At 61.7% G+C, this 17,475-nt stretch carries 18 protein-coding genes; 10 read left to right on the forward strand and 8 right to left on the reverse strand.

Features of this window, described 5'->3' with window-relative positions; genetic code table 11:
- The 7 genes from EG19_RS14305 to corA form a co-directional block, all read left to right on the forward strand.
- A partial coding sequence (locus tag EG19_RS14305) for an orotidine 5'-phosphate decarboxylase / HUMPS family protein (protein WP_200867140.1) occupies positions 1–204 on the forward strand: 204 nt, incomplete at its 5' end.
- The gene (pyrF, locus tag EG19_RS09650; RefSeq protein ID WP_053335180.1) at positions 201–632 is read left to right on the forward strand and encodes an orotidine-5'-phosphate decarboxylase; all 432 of its coding nucleotides are present in this window, start codon (positions 201–203) and stop codon (positions 630–632) included. The genes EG19_RS14305 and pyrF, both read left to right, overlap by 4 nt.
- Complete coding sequence (locus EG19_RS09655; protein ID WP_038049964.1) at positions 626–1,462, forward strand: histidinol-phosphatase HisJ family protein; 837 nt, start codon at positions 626–628, stop codon at positions 1,460–1,462. The genes pyrF and EG19_RS09655 overlap by 7 nt, the downstream gene beginning before the upstream one ends.
- 23 nt (positions 1,463–1,485) lie before the next feature.
- A complete protein-coding gene (trxB, locus tag EG19_RS09660; RefSeq protein ID WP_038049965.1) occupies positions 1,486–2,430 on the forward strand; it encodes a thioredoxin-disulfide reductase in 945 nt (314 codons plus the stop codon).
- Positions 2,431–2,495: 65 nt separating this feature from the next.
- A complete protein-coding gene (erpA, locus tag EG19_RS09665; RefSeq protein ID WP_038049967.1) occupies positions 2,496–2,822 on the forward strand; it encodes an iron-sulfur cluster insertion protein ErpA in 327 nt (108 codons plus the stop codon).
- Positions 2,823–2,824: 2 nt separating this feature from the next.
- Positions 2,825–3,415, forward strand: coding sequence for a peptide deformylase (def, locus tag EG19_RS09670; RefSeq protein ID WP_200867141.1), 591 nt, complete (start codon positions 2,825–2,827; stop codon positions 3,413–3,415).
- 55 nt (positions 3,416–3,470) lie between these two features.
- Positions 3,471–4,502, forward strand: coding sequence for a magnesium/cobalt transporter CorA (gene corA, locus EG19_RS09675; protein WP_038049989.1), 1,032 nt, complete (start codon positions 3,471–3,473; stop codon positions 4,500–4,502).
- Between the two features lie 194 nt (positions 4,503–4,696).
- On the opposite strand, the gene EG19_RS14470 is transcribed toward corA, so the two are convergent.
- The 3 genes from EG19_RS14470 to EG19_RS09690 are packed head-to-tail and all read right to left on the reverse strand — an operon-like array spanning position 4,697 to position 7,081.
- Positions 4,697–5,476: a glycosyltransferase family 2 protein gene (locus tag EG19_RS14470; protein WP_053335182.1), complete on the reverse strand. Its 780-nt coding sequence runs from the start codon at positions 5,474–5,476 to the stop codon at positions 4,697–4,699.
- The gene (locus EG19_RS09685) at positions 5,463–6,569 is read right to left on the reverse strand and encodes a DegT/DnrJ/EryC1/StrS family aminotransferase (RefSeq protein WP_038049968.1); all 1,107 of its coding nucleotides are present in this window, start codon (positions 6,567–6,569) and stop codon (positions 5,463–5,465) included. The genes EG19_RS14470 and EG19_RS09685 overlap by 14 nt, the downstream gene beginning before the upstream one ends.
- Before the next feature lie 11 nt (positions 6,570–6,580).
- The gene (locus EG19_RS09690) at positions 6,581–7,081 is read right to left on the reverse strand and encodes an acyltransferase (RefSeq protein ID WP_235208729.1); all 501 of its coding nucleotides are present in this window, start codon (positions 7,079–7,081) and stop codon (positions 6,581–6,583) included.
- 295 nt (positions 7,082–7,376) lie between these two features.
- On the opposite strand from EG19_RS09690, the gene EG19_RS09695 reads away from it, so the two are divergent.
- A complete protein-coding gene (locus tag EG19_RS09695) occupies positions 7,377–7,586 on the forward strand; it encodes a hypothetical protein (RefSeq protein ID WP_038049970.1) in 210 nt (69 codons plus the stop codon).
- Positions 7,587–8,555: 969 nt separating this feature from the next.
- Here the strand turns inward: EG19_RS09695 and EG19_RS09700 are convergent.
- The 3 genes from EG19_RS09700 to EG19_RS09710 form a co-directional block, all read right to left on the reverse strand.
- A complete protein-coding gene (locus tag EG19_RS09700) occupies positions 8,556–9,950 on the reverse strand; it encodes an MFS transporter (RefSeq protein ID WP_038049971.1) in 1,395 nt (464 codons plus the stop codon).
- Positions 9,951–10,393: 443 nt separating this feature from the next.
- On the reverse strand, positions 10,394–12,223 hold the full coding sequence (locus tag EG19_RS09705; RefSeq protein ID WP_152544021.1) for an ankyrin repeat domain-containing protein: 1,830 nt from the start codon (positions 12,221–12,223) through the stop codon (positions 10,394–10,396).
- A 196-nt stretch (positions 12,224–12,419) separates the two neighbouring features.
- Positions 12,420–13,604, reverse strand: a complete 1,185-nt coding sequence (locus EG19_RS09710) for a pyridoxal phosphate-dependent aminotransferase (RefSeq protein WP_152544022.1) — start codon at positions 13,602–13,604, stop codon at positions 12,420–12,422.
- A 56-nt stretch (positions 13,605–13,660) separates the two neighbouring features.
- Here EG19_RS09710 and EG19_RS09715 point away from each other — a divergent pair, with 56 nt between their 5' ends.
- Positions 13,661–14,860 (forward strand): acyl-CoA dehydrogenase family protein, encoded by a 1,200-nt coding sequence (locus EG19_RS09715; protein ID WP_053335185.1) that lies wholly within the window; start codon positions 13,661–13,663, stop codon positions 14,858–14,860.
- A 76-nt stretch (positions 14,861–14,936) separates the two neighbouring features.
- Positions 14,937–15,182: a nucleotidyltransferase family protein gene (locus EG19_RS09720; RefSeq protein ID WP_081800098.1), complete on the forward strand. Its 246-nt coding sequence runs from the start codon at positions 14,937–14,939 to the stop codon at positions 15,180–15,182.
- Here the strand turns inward: EG19_RS09720 and EG19_RS09725 are convergent.
- Positions 15,127–16,317 carry a hypothetical protein gene (locus EG19_RS09725; protein WP_038049974.1) on the reverse strand — a complete coding sequence of 397 codons (1,191 nt, stop codon included), beginning with the start codon at positions 16,315–16,317 and terminating at the stop codon, positions 15,127–15,129. The genes EG19_RS09720 and EG19_RS09725 overlap by 56 nt on opposite strands.
- Positions 16,314–17,393: a saccharopine dehydrogenase family protein gene (locus EG19_RS09730; RefSeq protein ID WP_053335187.1), complete on the reverse strand. Its 1,080-nt coding sequence runs from the start codon at positions 17,391–17,393 to the stop codon at positions 16,314–16,316. The genes EG19_RS09725 and EG19_RS09730 overlap by 4 nt, the downstream gene beginning before the upstream one ends.
- Between the last annotated feature and the right edge of the window lie 82 nt (positions 17,394–17,475).

The raw sequence follows: 17,475 nt of genomic DNA on the forward strand, positions 1-17,475 counted from the left end.
TCGGTGGGGGTTTTTAAGGTGGGCCTGGAAGCGTTTACCGCCTTAGGCCCGGATTTTGTGAGGTGGCTGGTGGAACGGGGGGAAAAGGTCTTTTTGGACCTCAAGCTCCACGACATCCCCAACACCGTGGAGCGAGCGGCGTTTGCCTGCGCCCGCCTGGGCGTGAGCATGTTCAACGTGCACGCGGCTGGCGGCGCCCGATGATGGAAGCCGCCCGGGCGGGGGCCGAGGCGGGCACCCCGCCGGGGCAAAAACCACCGCTGGTTCTGGCCGTGACGGTGCTGACCTCCCTGGACGATGAAACCCTCCGCGAGCTGAACCTCCCCGGCTCGCCTGGGGAGAGGGTCAGGCACTGGACGCGTTTGGCCCAAGCCGCTGGCCTTTCCGGGGTGGTGTGCTCGGCCCAGGAGCTGCCCCTGCTGCGGGGCGATTTCCCTCCCCCTTTCGTGCTCCTCACCCCCGGCATCCGTCCCGCCGGCGCCGCCGCGGGAGACCAGCGCCGGGTGGCCACGCCAGCGCAAGCGGTAGCACAAGGTGCCGATTTCATCGTGGTGGGTCGCCCCATCACCCAGGCCCCCGACCCGCGAGCCGCCGCCGAAGCCATCCTCCAGGAGATCATGGGCGCGTGCTAGCTGCTTCAGGCCTTGCCGACCTCCACACCCACACCTTCCGCTGTGGGCACGCCCGGGGGCACGAGGAGGATTACGTGCGGCAGGCCATCGCCCTGGGGCTTTCGGTGGTGGCGGTCACCGACCACATCCCCTTTTACTGGCTGCCCCCCGAAGCCCACGATCCTACCCTGGCCATGGCCCCGGAGCAGCTCCCGGCATACGTGGACAGCGTGCTGGCCCTCAAGGAGAAGTACCGGGGCACCATTGAGGTGCTTTTGGGCATCGAAGCTGACTACGTGGAAGGCCACGAGGCGCGGCTAGCCGAGATCTTGCAGAGTTACCCCTTCGATGTGGTTTTGGGCTCGGTGCACTGGCTGGACGGCTTTTGGGTGGATGCCCCCTCATCGCAAAAGCTTTACGAGCAGGGCCCGGCAAAGGTGGAGGCTATCTGGGGCGCCTACTGGCAGAAGCTGGAAAAAGCCATCCGCTCGCAGCTTTTTGACGTCATGGCGCACCTGGACCTACCCAAGAAGTTTGGCTTTTTTCCGGAGAGGCCCTTGGCCGACCTGGAGTCCAGAGTGATCGCGGCGCTCACGGCCACCGGCACCGCCGTGGAAGTTTCCACCGCCGGCCGTCGCAAGCCGGTGGGCGAGGATTACCCCTCGCCTTCCCTGCTGGAAAGGCTGGTCGCGGCAGGCGTGCCGCTGGTGCTTTCCTCCGATGCCCATGCCCCCGAGGAAGTCGGCTTTGGGTTTTCCGAAGTCATCCCGCGGCTTTCGCGGCTAGGGGTCAATGAGGTTTTTTACTTCCGCCGGCGCCAGCCCGTAACGTTGCGGCTGCCTTGCGAGTAGAATCCCCAGCGGAGGGATGGACGATGGGGACGGGGCGCAGGGTGCGGGTTTTGATCTTGGGTTCGGGACCGGCGGGGCTTACCGCCGCCATTTACACCGCCCGGGCGGAGCTTTCCCCGGTAGTGCTGGAGGGCATGCAGCCAGGTGGACAGCTCACCATCACCACCGAGGTGGAGAACTTCCCCGGTTTTCCCGAGGGCATCCAGGGCCCGGAGCTCATGAACCGCATGCGGGAGCAAGCCCAGAGGTTCGGCGCCGAAGTGCTTTTCACCCAGGCCGAAAAGGTGGACCTTTCCCGCCGGCCCTTTTGGGTACAAACCGGGGATCACGGTGAGTTCACAGCCGACGCCTTGATCATTGCCACCGGTGCTTCCGCAAGGCTTCTGGGGCTTCCGGCGGAAAAGGAGCTCATGGGCTACGGGGTTTCCGCCTGCGCCACCTGCGACGGGTTCTTCTTCAAGGACAAAGAGGTGGTGGTGGTGGGCGGAGGCGACACCGCCATGGAGGAAGCGCTCTTCCTCACCCGCTACGCCACCAAGGTGACGGTGGTTCACCGGCGTGATCAACTGCGGGCCTCCAAAATCATGCAGGAAAGGGCCAAAGCCCACCCAAAGATTGCCTTTGTGTGGAACTCGGTGGTGGCCGACATCCTGGGCAGCAAGGAAAAGGGCGTGGAAGCAGTGGTTTTGGAAAACACCCGCACCGGCGAGCGCACCACCTACCCCACCCAGGGCGTGTTCCTGGCCATTGGCCACAAGCCCAACACCGAGCTCTTCGTGGGCCAGCTGGAGCTGGACGCCGCCGGCTACATCGTGACCCAGCCGGGAACCACCAGGACCTCGGTGCCCGGCGTTTTTGCCTGTGGGGACGTGCAGGACCACGTGTACCGCCAGGCGGTCACCGCCGCCGGCAGCGGCTGCATGGCCGCTATTGAAGCCGAGCGCTTCCTGGCCGAGCAGGGGTTGTGAGGGAATGAAAACGCCGCAATAAGGGTTTATTCTCGCGGAGCGTTGAGGCTCCAGGAGGTTTTTGCATGGTGGAACTGACTGAAAAGGCTGCGGAAAAGGTGAAGTTCTTTGCGCAAACGATGCCGGAAGCGGCGGGAAAGGCCCTGCGGATCTTCATCGAGGGCGGCGGTTGCTCCGGTTTCCAGTACGGGTTTACCTTTGACGACCGGCAAGAAGGCGACACGGTTATTGAAGCCCACGGCATCACCGTGGTCATTGATCCCCTGTCCGCCCAGTACCTGGCCGGGGCCACCGTGGATTTCGTGGAAGACTTCCGCGGTTCCGGCTTTGTGGTGGACAACCCCAACGCCGTGCGTTCCTGCGGCTGCGGGCATTCCTTTGCGGTGGAGTAAGGGTGGCCATTTCTTCCCCCCCAAACCTGGCCTCCCTGGCAAGCTTAGAGATGGCCGGTAACGCCGGCCGCATTCGCGAGGTGGTGCGCCTGGGGCACCCGGTGTTACGGGAGCGGGCCCAGGAGGTCCCCCCCGAGCGCTTTGGCACCCGCAAGCTGCGGGAGCTGGCCCTGGACCTGGTGCGCACCATGCACGCCGCCTCCGGGGTAGGCTTGGCGGCGCCGCAAATTGCCGTGGGGTGGCGGGTTTTCGCTTACTACGTGCCGGCGGATTACGGGGAAGACGTTCCCCCTCGGGTTTTGGTCAACCCCGTGCTCACGCCTCTGGACCAGCGCCAGGAGGAGGACTGGGAGGGCTGCCTTTCCATCCCCGGTCTTCGGGGTCTCGTGCCCCGATACCTGCGCGTGGGGGTGAAGGCTCAAAACCTGGAAGGCGAGGTGGTGGAGTTCGAGGCTTCGGGCTTCCACGCCCGGGTCATCCAGCACGAGTACGACCACCTGGACGGCGTGGTGTTTTTGGACCGCATGCGCTCGCTGGCCTCCCTCTCCTTTGAGTCCGAGTGGGAGCGCTTTGCCCAAAAGAGCGAAACGTAAGGCTTTCTCGCGGGCAATTTCCGGGGCAGGTTAAAAGCGTACAATGACGCCGGCCATGGTTCGGCGTCTCAAGCGCTACCACCCACCGGGAACCTCGCCCGGAACCCTTCCGGAAACCGGCGTTCGCGCCAGTTTCGAGCTGTTCACCTACGGCTCCAAAGGCGTAAGCAAGACGTCAGCCCCTTCGGTGGCGGCGGCCCTTGCCCTCCCCCGGGAACGGGGGTGGCTGCGGATCACCGGCCTCGACAACCGCGCGGTGGCCGAGCTGGGCAAAAGGCTCGGGGTCCACCCCCTGGTGCTGGAGGACATCCTCAACCCCGGCCAGCGACCAAAAGCCGAAACCCACGCTTCTTACCTCTTTTTCGTGGTGGATGTGCCAGCGCTCACCGAAGTTGGCCTGGAAGAGGTGCAGGTGAGCCTTTTGGTGTTTTCCGACCTGGTGGTGAGCGTGGAGGAAAAGCCCAACCCCTTCTTTGCCACCGTGGAAAAGCGGCTGGCTTTAGGCTCCGGCCGGCTTTTCCAGTTTGGCAGCGACTACCTCGCCTACGCCCTGGTGGACGCCGCGGTGGACCACTTCTTCCCGGTTTTGGAAAAGCTAGGGGAGCGGCTGGAGGGCATGGAGGAGGTTTTGCTGCAGCAACACGACCAAATCCTGCCGCAACTCCATCAGCTCCGCCGCGACCTCTTGCGGCTGCGCCGTTCCCTCTGGCCGCTGCGCGAGGCAGTGGGGGCGCTTTTGCGGGAGGAAAGTCCGCTTTTAAGCCCTGAGGTGCGGGTTTTCGTGCGGGACGTGCAGGATCACGTCCTCTACCTTCTGGACATTTTGGAAAGCTACCGGGAAACCGCGGCGAGCCTCCTGGAGCTTTACCTTTCCACCGTGGCCCAGCGCACCAACGAGGTGATGAAGGTCTTAACCGTCATTGGCACGATCTTCCTGCCCCTCACCTTCATCGTTGGGGTTTACGGCATGAACTTCCAGCACATGCCGGAGCTGGCCTGGCCCTGGGCTTACCCCGCCCTCTGGGCGATCATGGTGGTGCTGGCCCTGGGGATGCTGCGCGCCTTTCGCCGCCGCGGCTGGCTGTAGTTACTTCACGTTTCCCGCCGGCAGCTCCAACCCGTAGCCCCGGCGCCGGTCCTCGGCTTTCAAAGCCAGCGCAAAGCCCACCGCTTACCCAGCGAAAGACAGCAAAAAACGGCAGCTGGTCTTTCGCGTCCCCAAGGGTTCGCACGCCGGGAAACAAGGGCCCTCAACCATTTCCTGCAACCATGATGTGGGGTTTAGGAGCCCTGCTTTGTGGTGACCCACAGCGCTCGCGCAGCCTCGGCAGCACGTTGGCCACGCAGTTGTTCGCCTGGACGAAGCGGCGAGCTGCACACAACCCTGTCGACAAAACTCATGCGAACTCCCAGCGCGCGCATTCTGCGCCAGAGGTGAGCGTCTCCCCCTATGCCCTCGCGCCAGGCCTCCTTGTCGTACCGTAAGAACCGAAGATAGGCACGATACACAACAGCAGAATGCATGACACGGCCTGGTTCGGGAGGCCACCCCCCAATACGTATGACCTCCTCTGGCGAGCGGTGGAACCAGCCCGCTCCATACACAAACTCTGCGCCGGTGGCAAGGGCATGCCCTACCAAGACCTCCAGGTGATCAGGTTCCACCACATCATCATCGTCAACAAAGGAGATCCACTCGCCACGCACTAGCTTGAGAGCGTAATTGGCAGCATCGGTTCCCGCCACCATCCACCGGTGAAGCGGATCTTCAGGGTATTCGCCCCGCCGGGGGAGGTTGACCCAGCGCACCCTGGGGTCACCAAGTGCACGCAATCGTTGTTCCGTGTCGTCGGTGCAACCATCACCGACAACGATAACCTCGAGGTTGCGCCACCTTTGACCGAGAACGCTTGGCAAGGTCCGCGTAGTGAGGAGTTCCCCGCGATTAAAGGTGGGAATCGTAACGCTAACCAGGGGTTGCATCCCTGGTTCTGACCGTAACTTCACTATCGCTCGGAGCAAAGCGAGACGACAAAGATTAACAAGCTTAGGTCCGTCCATAGAAGCGAAGGATGGTTTCGCACACCCTATCAGCCTCCCGCTCGGACATCTCGTTAAAAATGGGAAGGCACAAGACCCGTGCCGATAAAGCCTCGGTATCGGCAAGGTCGTCATTTCCAGAGCCGAAACGCCGGTAGGCCGGCATGGTATGTAGGGGAACAAAGTACTTTTTCGTCTGGACTCCGGCACGGGCGAGGCAACTGGCTAGTTCATCGCGCCCATCCGCACAGACAATAGCAAAGTCCTTAAAGGTCGATCGGCAATGCGGCAGGAGCTTCTGGAAACTGACTTCAGGACACGTTGCGAGCTGTCCCCGGTAATACGCAGCCAGGCGATTCCTGGCCAAGATCACCTCTTCTGCCTGGCCGAGGAGCAACCAACCAAGCGCAGCGTGGAGCTCTGAAAGCTTCGCGTTGAGCCCCACCACATCGGAAATGTAGTCGTAGCGGAAACCATACGCCCGCAACTTCAAAATGCGGTCGATAAGACGGCCATCAGCGGCTGCAATTAATCCCCCTTCGGCAGCGGTGATTGGTTTGGTTCCAGAAAAGCTAAACACCTGAAGTGCACCGAGGGATGGATGCCCTATTCGTTTACCCCGATATTCAGCACCAAAGGCATGCGCCGCATCGAAGACCACTGGCACGCCGGCTGTTTTGGCCAGCTCCATGATCGCATCAATATCCGCGGGACTTCCAAAAACATGGGTAACCACGATGGCCGCAGCCCCTTCTTCCAAGCGTCGGCGAACATCATTGGGGTCGGCATTGAATGTCTCTGGATCTGCATCCACAAAGACCGGCCGAAGCCCGTTCCAGATTATCGAGTTAATTGTCGAGTTGAACGTGAAAGACGGTACTAAACAAGGCGCGCCCTTCGGAAGCTCGAGAGCCGCGAGAGAGATCACAAGACCGAGGTCACAGTTGGCAACCGCTGCCACGTGCGGGTTGCCGACGAAATCCGCAGCACGCTGCTCGAACTGGCAGGCATATCGGCCAAAATTAGAAAGCATGCGAGTTTCCCAGAGCTCACGCAACACATTCACAAACTCATCCAGCGGCGGGAGCGAAGGGCGAGCGATCGGAAGGTGCATTGCAGCGCCTCTTAGGCCTCCTCCAGCCCTAAGCGGCGTTGCTTAGGTATGTAGCGGCCCTGGCTATCGTAACACGCCTTCCTGAGCTCAGCCTCCAAGAACTTGATGCGATCGCTTCTCCGCGGGCGGAGCGGCCGCGCCGGAACGCGGGCGTACACCATCCACGGCTCCACGTCATGGTTTACCAACGAGTTAGCCCCAATCGCACACCCCTCCCCCAGCGTGACCCCAGGTAAAATGACCGAGTTTGCCCCGACTACAGCATGCCGCCCGATGTGTACAAAAGACCGAACCACAGCCCGGAATGGCGAAGGAATCGTGGGGCCGGTGAGCCCTTCCCCACTAAAATCGTCCGTGCCGGTATAGATACGACAACCACTGGACACACCAGCAAAGTCCTCAATTACCAGGCGCCCACCGCCTAGAAACGAAGAAAACGAGGCCAAATGGACAAAACTGCCAATCACGGTTTCTTGCCCCGCCATAAGGAACACGAAATCGTCGATGATCACGGAGTCTCCAACTATGATCCGTTCCGGGTTGATTATGCGGGCGAACGGAAAAATCGTTACGTCCTCGCCCGACTGCTTGAACGGCAACCGTCCTCTAACCCGCTTACTCATCTCCTCGCCCTGTGCTGGGTCGTCATCCCCTTCATGAGCGGTGAAAGGTGATACCGCCCTAGCCGTTAGGCTCCGCCACCTAACATTCAGCGTACCACAGTGATCGCTCCTGAGGGAAGTCTGCCCCATTTCCCTAAATTCCGCGATTAGTGCGGGAGTTGGTTTGGAAGAGTAGTTTTTGGGGATGAGGGTTAAGGTGCTGGAGTTGTTCACGCCTGTGGTTTTTTGGTTTGTGGTTGCTGGGGTGTGTTCGGCACAGGGAAAAACACAATGTGCACCGTTTTTCCTTTCTGTGGTCTTGGTAGCAGCTGGGTCTGCGGCGAAGCCTCTTTTTCTAAGCCAGCCGGCAGCCAACAGACCGAGCGAAAGCGTCAGTGCTGAAAACCTCTTTTAAAACCTTACAAAGCCCTAAACCAACATCCGGTCAGCGCGCCACGGTCGCAGCCACCGCGTACAGCCGGTACCGCAGGGTACCGGCCCGAGCATGGGAATACTGGAACACAACTCATACCTCACGAAAGCTTGCAATGCCCGCAGGTCATTTGCCTGTGGCGAGCCCGCACGTGACCTCTTTGATGCGGTTGCTAACGCACCTACTTTGGCCCTAAGAACCCTCTCAGTTTTCTCCCACAAGGCACCTTCGCCAGGGCCAGCAACACCCGCCCACGTGCGTGCGGAATAAACCGCGAAGGCTGCAGCCCCTCCCAATGGGCGTGATTGTCCCTCCGGTTTTGCCCAGCCTGGAGGGAAGGAACGTCTCTCCTCTCATACTTTCACCTGGTGAGTTAAAAAACTTTACCCCAACAAGTGGAGTCATCCCATATTTAGAAGCCTATTTTCACCCCAAACAACGAAAAACAAGGGCGTGATTGGGGCGTTTATCACCACGAACCCTTTCCGCTGTTCCTTGACTGCTACGAGCCGCCGCGGTTTCCTTCCCGAAAAACCTAACGACGTGGTTTGCCGAGTTCCTTTGGCAAACGGCAAGGCACGGCAAATTCTCGTGCCACATTTAGCGAAATACTCGCGAACGGGTGTAGCATGGCCTAGCCTAAGCGGGCGTGCCCAGAGCCGCGGTCAGGGCAGTGTTGACAGTGTACGTAGCTGCAGGCATCCACAGTACACGTTTTGGGAGTTTGGGTGTGGGTGCGGGCCGCAAGGCGCGCCCGCCTTCAAACCCGCTTGCCATAGGGGCCCATACCTTAAAGCAACCGTCCCCGAGAAAAAGCCTGGCACCCGACAATGACCACCAATGCAGCGCTAGAGGTGGCCCGCGCCTTTCCCGTAGGCGAACCTTACCAAAGGCGAAAAAGGCCGCGCAAAGCGCTCAAGATCGGGTAGCAAGGTCTTAAGGCGAGCGCACTCACTTCACGTTCCCCGCCGGCAGCTCCAACCCGTAGCCCCGGCGTCGGTCCTCGGCTTTCATAGCCAGCGCAAAGCCCACCGCCAGCAGGCCAAACAGCACGAACAGCAGCATGGGCAGGGTGTAGTCGTAGTGCACCCTGACGATTTCCTCCAGCTTACCGGCAATTTCCTGGGTAACGGTTTCCTTGCCCCGGAGGCAGAAGCGATCCAAAACCCAGCCGATGAGGTACGGCACCCCCATGAGCGCCACCAGGTTTTGGATGAAGAAGATCAGGGCGTACGCGGTGCCCAGCCGCCTTTCCTCCACGATCTTGGGCACGGATGGCCACATGGCCGAGGGCACCAAGGAAAACCCAACGCCCAAAAGTAAAACCGCCACCACCGCCACCGGCCAGAACTTCAGGAAAGGAACCGCCAGCAAGAGGTGGGAACCGGTGATGAAGAGCGCGCCCAAAAGCATGATGGTGGCGCCTTTTCCTTTGCGGTCGTAGAGGTTGCCAAAAAACGGGGTAAGCAGGATCGTGCCAAAGGGCAGAAGGGAAGGGATGATGCCGGAAAGCCGCTCTTCAATGCCAAACTTTTGCACCATGAGGTCCGGGGCGTACTTCAAGAACGGGAAGACCGCGGAGTAAAAAAGCGCGCAAAGCCCGGTGAGCAACCAAAAGCCCCGATCCGAAAGGATTCCGCCAATATCCGAAAGGCGGAACTGGTCCTCCGGGTTTGCACTTTCGCTTCCCCGCTCGCTGGCATCCAGACGGCGATCCAGCGAAGCAAAAAACAGAAAGGCCACCAAGCCAAAGGCCAACGCCAGGGTCCCAACCATAAAGGGGCCGGCCACGCTTAAAGCCACGGCAATGGCCGCACCGCTTCCCAAAGCAACAGCGGTGCCCAACCTGCCCACCGCCACCTGCAGCCCCATGGCTAAGGCCATTTCATGCCCCTTGAACCAGCGCACGATGATCTTGGTGGCGGTAATGCCAAACCACTCGATGCCCACCCCAAAAAGCGCGTAGCCCAAAGCTGCCATCAAAACCTGGGCCTTCACCCCTAACCACTGGGAACCGGCCAGGGAGGTGGTAGCCAGCGCCCACCATTGGGCCGCCGTGCCCAAAAACATGAAGGCAATGGCCAAAAAGCCCGTAAGCCGCGCCCCCAGGCGGTCCAGGACAATGCCCCCAACCACCAGCATGCCCAAGAACACGTTGAACCAGCCGTAAGCCCCGGTGTAAAAGCCGTACTCGGTGCTGGTCCACCCCAGCTGGCCCTCCAACAGCGGCTTCAAGGGCGAGGCCACATCGGCCACGTAGTAGCCGCACAGCATGCCCATGGAAACCAGCGCCATGGCGGTCCAGCGCACGGTTTTTTGCTCGCGAAGGCTTGTGGTCTGGCTCATATTGCCCCCTTTGCTTGCGGTTTGCCACGCACGGTTGGCAAGTCTAAGCCCGTTGCCGCCGCCGGTGCAAATGTACTGCCCCGCTCGCCCCGGAATTTACCTGGAGGTGCGCTGCTCACTGCCGGTTCGTCGGTTTAACGCGCAGGGGGAGGTACCGGGGTGCTTCCCGGTCGGCGGGAGCAAACGGGTTGATACCGTCACCGGCAGGCTGGAAAGCCTTATTCCAGGCCCTGAAGTTGAGCTCAGGGTTCGAGTGGGGGTGGTCGCTAGGCCCGCCCAGGCCCTAACCTGTCTCCTGATCCACAAGCCCCCGGTCCGCTGCGCTACCTGCCTGCGTTCGGTAAGCCCATAGGTCACATTTTTACCCTGCTGCACCCCAGACCGGGGGAGCAGCAAACCTCAGGGCGCACCCTCTCCACCGGCAACGGAATGGCACCTCGAGCCTAGTACGCGCACTCGAGGCCCATCTTGCTTAAGTTCTTCACCCCCCCATTGCAACCTCGCTCGCTGCAGCTGCCCGGCTTTCCACCTACCCGGCGGAGGTAACTGACGACGGCTTCCTTCCAAGCCAAATCCAGAGGTGTGCAGCCTTCTTTGTTCGTTGCGTTCACCTTCGCCCCTTTGGTAACCAGAAGTTTGACAACCTCGAGACTTCCACCTAATGCTGCCGCGTGAAGAGGGGTGCAGTCATCGGTGTCTTTTGCGTTGACAGAAGCGCCTTTACGAACCAGCAACTCAACTACATCGCCACGTCCGTGCCTGGCTGCCACGTGCAGGACCGTCACACCTGAATTATTCCGTGCGTTGACATCTAGACCTTTGGCAATCAGAACCTTCGTTATCTCGGGATTGCTACTGCGAACCGCTTCGTGAAGGGCGGTCCAGCCGCATTTATCCCTCGTCTGCACCTGGACTCCTCTGGCAATCAAGAAATCTACCACGTCACGCTTTCCGGAAAGGACCGCCGAGTGAAGCACGCTCCGCCCATTGGAGTCTTTCGCATTAACGTCCGCGCCTCTGGCTACCAAAAATTCAACCACTTCCCGGCTTCCCCCATAGGCAGCTTCGTGAAGCAGCGTCTGCCCATCGTTGTCCCTGGCGTTCAAATCGGCGCCTCTGGCCACCAAAAATTCCACCATCTCCCGGCTTCCCCTATAGGCCGCCTGGTGAAGGACCGTCCGTCCGCCAGCAGTCTTCGCGTTAACATCGGCTCCATGTGCCACCAATATTTCCACCACATGGTGCTCGCCTCTGTAGGCCGCGCTGTGAAGAGCAGTGAAGCCGGCATCGTCCTCAGCGTTTACCTGGGCACCGTTGGCGAGTAAAAACTCCACGACCTCCCGGTGGCCCTCCTCGGCGGCTATCTGCAGGGGCGTTTCGCCTCGTCGAGTGCGTTCGTTAACGTCGGCACCCCTGGCGATTAGAGCTGCCGCCACCTCCCGGCTCCCGCGGAAAGAAGCGCAATGCAGCGCCGTTTGGCCGTCTTCATCGCGGGCGTTCACATCGAAGCCTTTGGCCAGGAGAAACTCCACCACCTCTCGGTTTCCACTGAGGGCTGCAAAATGCAGCGTCGTCCTCCCATCTCTAGCTTTCCTCTGCGCATCGGCGCCTTTGGCTATTAAGAGTTCCACCACTGGTAGATGGCCACTCCAAGCCGCCACGTGAACGACGGTCACGCCAGCGTTGTTACTGGCATTCACATCCGCGCCCTTATCGATCAAGAACTCAGTTATTTCAGCACTTCCACCAAAAGCCGCGTGGTGGAGGACGCTCAAGCCGCTGCTATCTCTTGCGTTTACATTAGCTCCTCTGGCCACCAAAAGTTCAACCACTTCACGCCTGCCGTTCCCCGCCGCCAGGTGCAGCGCGGTCACGCCACCGTTGTCCGCAGCGTTTACGTCGCTCGACCTGGCCAATAAGAGCGCAACGACCTCCCGGGGGGCTTTCTCGGCGGCGTAGTGTAAAGCTGACCGGCCGAGCCCGTCTCGGGCGCTAACCTCTGCTCCGTGGGTCAGTAGGCACCTGCAAAGGCTCCAATCCCCTGCTTGTGCGGCTTTTAGGACCGCATCGCTCCCGTTGTCCTTCCCCGCCTCCATACCGCTTTTTGCTGGCGACACCACGCATGGGCCTTTGGTTAGTTTTGGTGGGGAAACAGTAAGAAGGGTTTCGCGGGAAGAAGAGGACACCTTTGAAGGCCCATTGCCAGCGAACAGCGGAGCGGCAAAGATAAATCCAGCAGCAAGCTTTCTAACCAGCGTCTGCGACCTTCCCACGGCCAAAGGTTACCGAAACCGGCAGAAAAAGGCACGTTTCGGCTTACAGACCTCGGCAGGGAGCGCGGAAACGCCCCGGCCAAAACCGTAGGGTTGGCACCGGCTGGATGCTGCGGAGCCCGCGGCGTTAGGGACAAACCACACCAATAGTCGATAGGCCACAAAAGACCGCCTAACCACAAAGCGCATTGGGGGCTTAGCTTCCCGGTTCCGCACAGCTTGCAAGCTTTCCTTCCAGCGTTCGGCCCAGGGCGGTAAGGCCGAAGGCCAAATGCTCCGGTGGGACCAGGAGGCTCACAACCAGGAACCCCTCGTGGGGGAAATCAAAAAAGAAACCGGGGTAGAGGGCCACGCCGCTTTTCTCCAAAAGCTCGCACACCAAATCCTCTTCGCTTACCACCCGGGGGAAGCGCAGCACCGCGCTCCAGCCGCCTTCCGGTTCCAGAAGCTGCAGGAAGGGAAACGCGGCAAGCTCCTGCTTTAAAAGCTGAAGGTTGGCTTTCACGCGCTCGCCAATGCCCTGGCGGACCGCAAGCCCCCGGGACAGGATTTCCGGAAGAGCCTCCTGGGTGGGGGTGGCCACCGAAAGGTAGGTGTCGGCCAGAAACTCAAGCCTCGAGAAGGCCTCCCCTGCCAGCTCTTCCGGCCCTGAAACCACCATCCAGCCCACCTTCAGCTGCGGCAAGCCTACGAGCTTGGAAAGCCCCCCCAGCACAAAGGTCAGGCAATGGGGGTTGCCGGCAAAGCTTTGCCTCGGGCTTTCGCTTAAGGGAAACTCCCAGAACACCTCGTCCGCCACCAGAGCCCACCCCCGTTGCCGGCACAGCGCCACAAGCGCTTCCCGTTCGCCGGGCGGAACCACCGTTCCCGTGGGGTTGTTGGGCTGCACCACCACCACCGCTTTGACCCCTTCCCGGAGGGAAATGCGGGCGGCATCCAGGCGAAACCCGGTCTCCTCGGGAAGCGGGTAAAAAAACGTCTGGCAGCTTTCCGCCCTGAGCAGATGCTCGAAAAGCGGGTAGGAAGGTTGGGGCACCAAAAAGCCCTCGCCGGGCTCGCACAGGAGCTTGGCCAGCAAGCTGTAGCTTTCGGAAGTGGAAGCGGTAAGCAAAATCTGCTCCGGGGACACCGGCAGGCCCTGGGCGCGGTAAAGCTGGGCCACCGCCTCCCGGGCCGAGGAAAGCCCCGCCGACGCGGGGTGGTAGGCCATCCCCCGGGGGTCAGCCAGAGGCGCTAAAAGGTCGGGAGGGTAGGGCAAACCCACCAGGGTGGGGTTGGAAACCGTGAGGTCCACGCGGGGGGGAAAGGCCGAAAGCATCTGCGACCAGCGGTTGGGCACAAGCGAGGGAACCCGCGATGAAAACACGGCGCATTTTGCCACGTTCCACGTGAAACCCTTCTGTTACAATGGCACCCGTTTGCGAAAGGAGGCTTGCCATGACCGAACTTCTCCCCCCTCGCACCCAGGAATACAAGGCCCGAGCCCGGGAAGTGGCGGAAAAGTACGCCCGTCCGGTGGCCGCAGAGCTGGATCGCACCGGCGAATACCCCTGGAGCGTGATCCAGGCCCTCAAGGACTACGACCTCATGGGCATCTGGATCCCCAAAGAGTACGGAGGGCACGGCGCCGGTGTGCTGGACATGTGCGTGGTGGTGGAAGAGCTCTCCCGGGCCTGTGGCGGCATTGGTGTGGCCTACGCGGTGAACGCCCTGGGAAGCTTCCCCATCGTGCTGGGGGGCACCGAGGAGCAAAAGCAAAAGTACCTCCCCGCCGTGGCCAAGGGGGAAAAGCTCATTGCCTTCGGGCTTTCCGAAAAGTGGTCTGGCTCCGATGCCGGTTCCCTCATTGCCACCGCCCAAAAGGACGGCGACAGCTACGTGATTAACGGCGAAAAGAAGTGGAACACCAACGGTGGCGTGGCCTCCCTTTACACCGTGTACGCCGCCACCGACCGCAGCCGGGGTACCCGCGGCATTTCCGCCTTCATCGTGGAAAAGGGCACGCCCGGATTTGAAATCGGCAAGCGGGAAGACACCATGGGCATCCGCTGCGTGCCGGTGCACGAGCTGCACTTTAAAAACTGCCGGGTCCCCGCCGAGAACCTGCTCGGTGGCAAGGAAGGCACCGGCTTTGCCAACGCCATGATGACCTTGGACCGCGCCCGTCCGGGGGTGGCAGCGCAAGCGGTGGGGTTGGCCCAGGGGGCTTTGGAGTGGGCCATCCGCTACACCTCTGAGCGCCAGCAGTTTGGCCAATCGGTGATGTCGTTCCAGGCCATTCAGTTCATGCTGGCGGACATGGCCATTCAAATTGAAGCGGCGCGGCAGCTGGTGTACACCGCGGCCCGGGCCATTGATGCGGGTTTGCCCAACGTCTCCAAGCTGGCCGCCATGGCCAAGGTGATGGCCACCGACACCGCCATGCGGGTCACCACCGATGCCGTGCAGCTCTTCGGGGGTTACGGCTACTGCCGCGACTATCCGATCGAAAAGTACATGCGCGACGCCAAGATCACGCAAATTTACGAGGGCACCAACCAAATCCAAAGGGTGGTGATTGCCCGCGCTTTGACCCGGGAAGCCGATCAACTGGCGGGCCATCTCCAGGTGAAGGTGGAGCACTTCCCCAAAGAGTAGCGAGGCGCTTGACCTCGAGCCCCGCCAGCTGCAGCTGGTTCGCTCGCTTCTTGCGGATTTGCCGGCAGGGTACGAGGTGTGGGCCTTTGGCTCCCGGGTCACGGAAAAGGCCCAGCGTTTTTCCGACCTGAACTTGGTGCTGAAAGCTCCAGAACCCGTGCCGCTCACCCTTTTGGCCCGCCTGTCCCAGGCTTTTTCGGACTCCACCCTGCCCTTCACCGTGGACCTGGTGGACTGGCACCGCCTGCCGGAAAGCCTGCGGAAGGCTATTCGCGAGACCGGCGTGCGGGTTTTTCCGCCCCCAGAGGCAACCGAACGGTAAACGGCGGCGGGGGTGCGGGCAGGCGAAGCGTGCTCCACAGCGCGGTTCCATCGGGCACCGCCAGGCTCCCGGTGCTGGCATCGTAAGCCAGCGGCTTACCGGTAAACGGGTTTTCGCGCAGCGCTTCCGGGAAAAACCCCAAAGAAGCGGGGAGGCTGCCGTGTTCCCCGTGGTGGCGAAGGCAAAGCGTGGCGGTTTGCAGCAACAAACGCGAGGCCCGCACCCCTTGCGCCTGCGCCAAGACCAAAAGCAGCCGGGCTTCGTGGTTGCCGAGCTCCTCCCAACGGGTGTCCGCCGCCCACCGGGCGCAAGGTTGTGCCCCCAGAGCCGCAAGCTTGCGCGCCTTTTGTGCGCCGGAAAAACGCCAGAAATCCGCCGCCCCAAAGGTGGCGAGCCCGGTTTTCTCCGGAACCTCCTGACGCAGCGACGCCTCCTCCAGCCCCACCACCCGGCGAAACACCTCCTCCAGCGCTACCGGTGAAAAGGCATCCCTCAGCTGCGCAAGCTTTGCGGTAGGCAGGCGGGGATCCTCCAGAGCCAGGGCCAGCTCGGCAAGCTGCAGGCGCTCCAGGCTCACCCCTGCATGGAACACCGTGATCCCCGGCTCGGACTCCAAGCTCGCCGCAAGGCTTGCCAGCGCCGAAAGGGCGGACACCATTCGCCCCGTTTCCCCCCGTTCCCGAGCAAGGCGTGCCTCCAAGCCCAAAAGCCGCCCCAGGGTAACCAGCTGCGGGAGATCGGGAAGCGCGGCGTGAAAGCCGCTGGCGTAGTCCAAACCGTAAAAGCTGGAAAAAAGCCCGGCCCCCTGTTTGGCCAGGCGCAACGCCGGCTCGTTTTTGGCCACAAGAGCGGACAGGCGCCCGTCTGCTGGATCCTCGGGGTGAAGGGCCCAAGCTGCCAGGAGCTTGGCTTCCTCTTCCTCCACCCGCAGCTTGCCCACGGCGGCCAGAAAGTAGCGGGCAGCGTTGTCGTCGGTTTTCACCGCCGGGCGGGTGTAGGCGGCCGGCTCCAGGCTCCCCAGCTCCTTTTCAAACTGCCTTTCGGCCCATACCCGCGCCGATCGCAACGCCCCCAGGGCCAAAACGGTAAGCGCCAGAAGCGCCAAAGCCAGCCGAACCCAAGGCGAGCGCGTCATAAATCCTCCGCACGGATGGCAAGTCCTCGCTCCCGCAGCGAAGAAACCACAAAGCGGGTGAGATCTGCGTTTTGCCCCAAAACCTCCGGCACCAGCACCCCCGGCGCGCGGTGGTAACCGGCCACCAGGGCCCGGAGCACCGCCGTGGCGGTAAAGCCGGTGGAGCGGGCCATGGATGAAAGGCCGGTGGCGGGATCGAAGTTATCGTAAAGGAAAAGCGACCGCTCCTGCCGTTCTCCAGCAAAAAACCCCTCGGCTTTGAGCACCATGACCGTGAGGTCCGCTTCGTTTTCCGCAAACTGCCACGCTCTGGCCAACGCCTTGGCCGTCACCGAAAGCGGTGAAACCTTCACCCCCGAAACCTCCACCGGCTCCCCGTCCAAAAGCCCCGAGGTCTTAAGCAGCAGGATCTTCTCCCGGTAGCCCGGGTAGCGCAGGGTTTTTTCCTCCATGTGGGGAATGGGGATGGTTTCCAGGGCCGTGCGCATGCCGTCGGTGAGGAAGGCCTCCAGCGTACCCACCTCCGGGATGTAAACAAGCTCCGGCTCAGCCATAGCCGGTAGCGTCACGACCGCACCGTTCCGGCGCAACCGTGCTGGCCGCGTGTACTCCTCCAGCACGTCCACTGGCGAAAAGGGGGCCTTGTACTCCCAGGGCAGCACCCGTTCCTTGGGCAAACCGCCCACGTAGCAGGTAAAGCGCTCGAGGTTCGCAGCTTGGGCGTACCAGTAGCCCAGCACCAGATGGGAAAGCCCCGGGGCCACCCCGCAGTCCACCGCCACCAAAAGCCCTTTGGCCTTGGCTTCCCCATCCAGGGCCCGGGGATCTTCGGGCATGAAGGAAATGTCCACCACGTTCTTGCCCAAGGCCACAAGCTCGGAGAGCACCCGGTAGCCCAAAAAGCCCGGCACCGCGTTCACCACCCACGAGGCCTCCCGCACCACCCGGGCCAGCTCCCCGGCATCGCTGACATCGGCCTTCACCGTGGCTACGTTGCGCTGGGCTAACCACTGGAGGTTGCTTTCCGAGACATCCACCGCGGTCACCGCAAAATCCCGGGCCAAATCCCAGGCCATCCGGACGGGTGGAAACGAAAGGCTCAAAGAGACGGTCCAAAACCTCCTGGGGGAAGCCCGGCCCAAAGTCCCGCACCGTCAC

It is taken from the genome of Thermoanaerobaculum aquaticum (genome assembly GCF_000687145.1).
Taxonomy (GTDB): domain Bacteria; phylum Acidobacteriota; class Thermoanaerobaculia; order Thermoanaerobaculales; family Thermoanaerobaculaceae; genus Thermoanaerobaculum; species Thermoanaerobaculum aquaticum.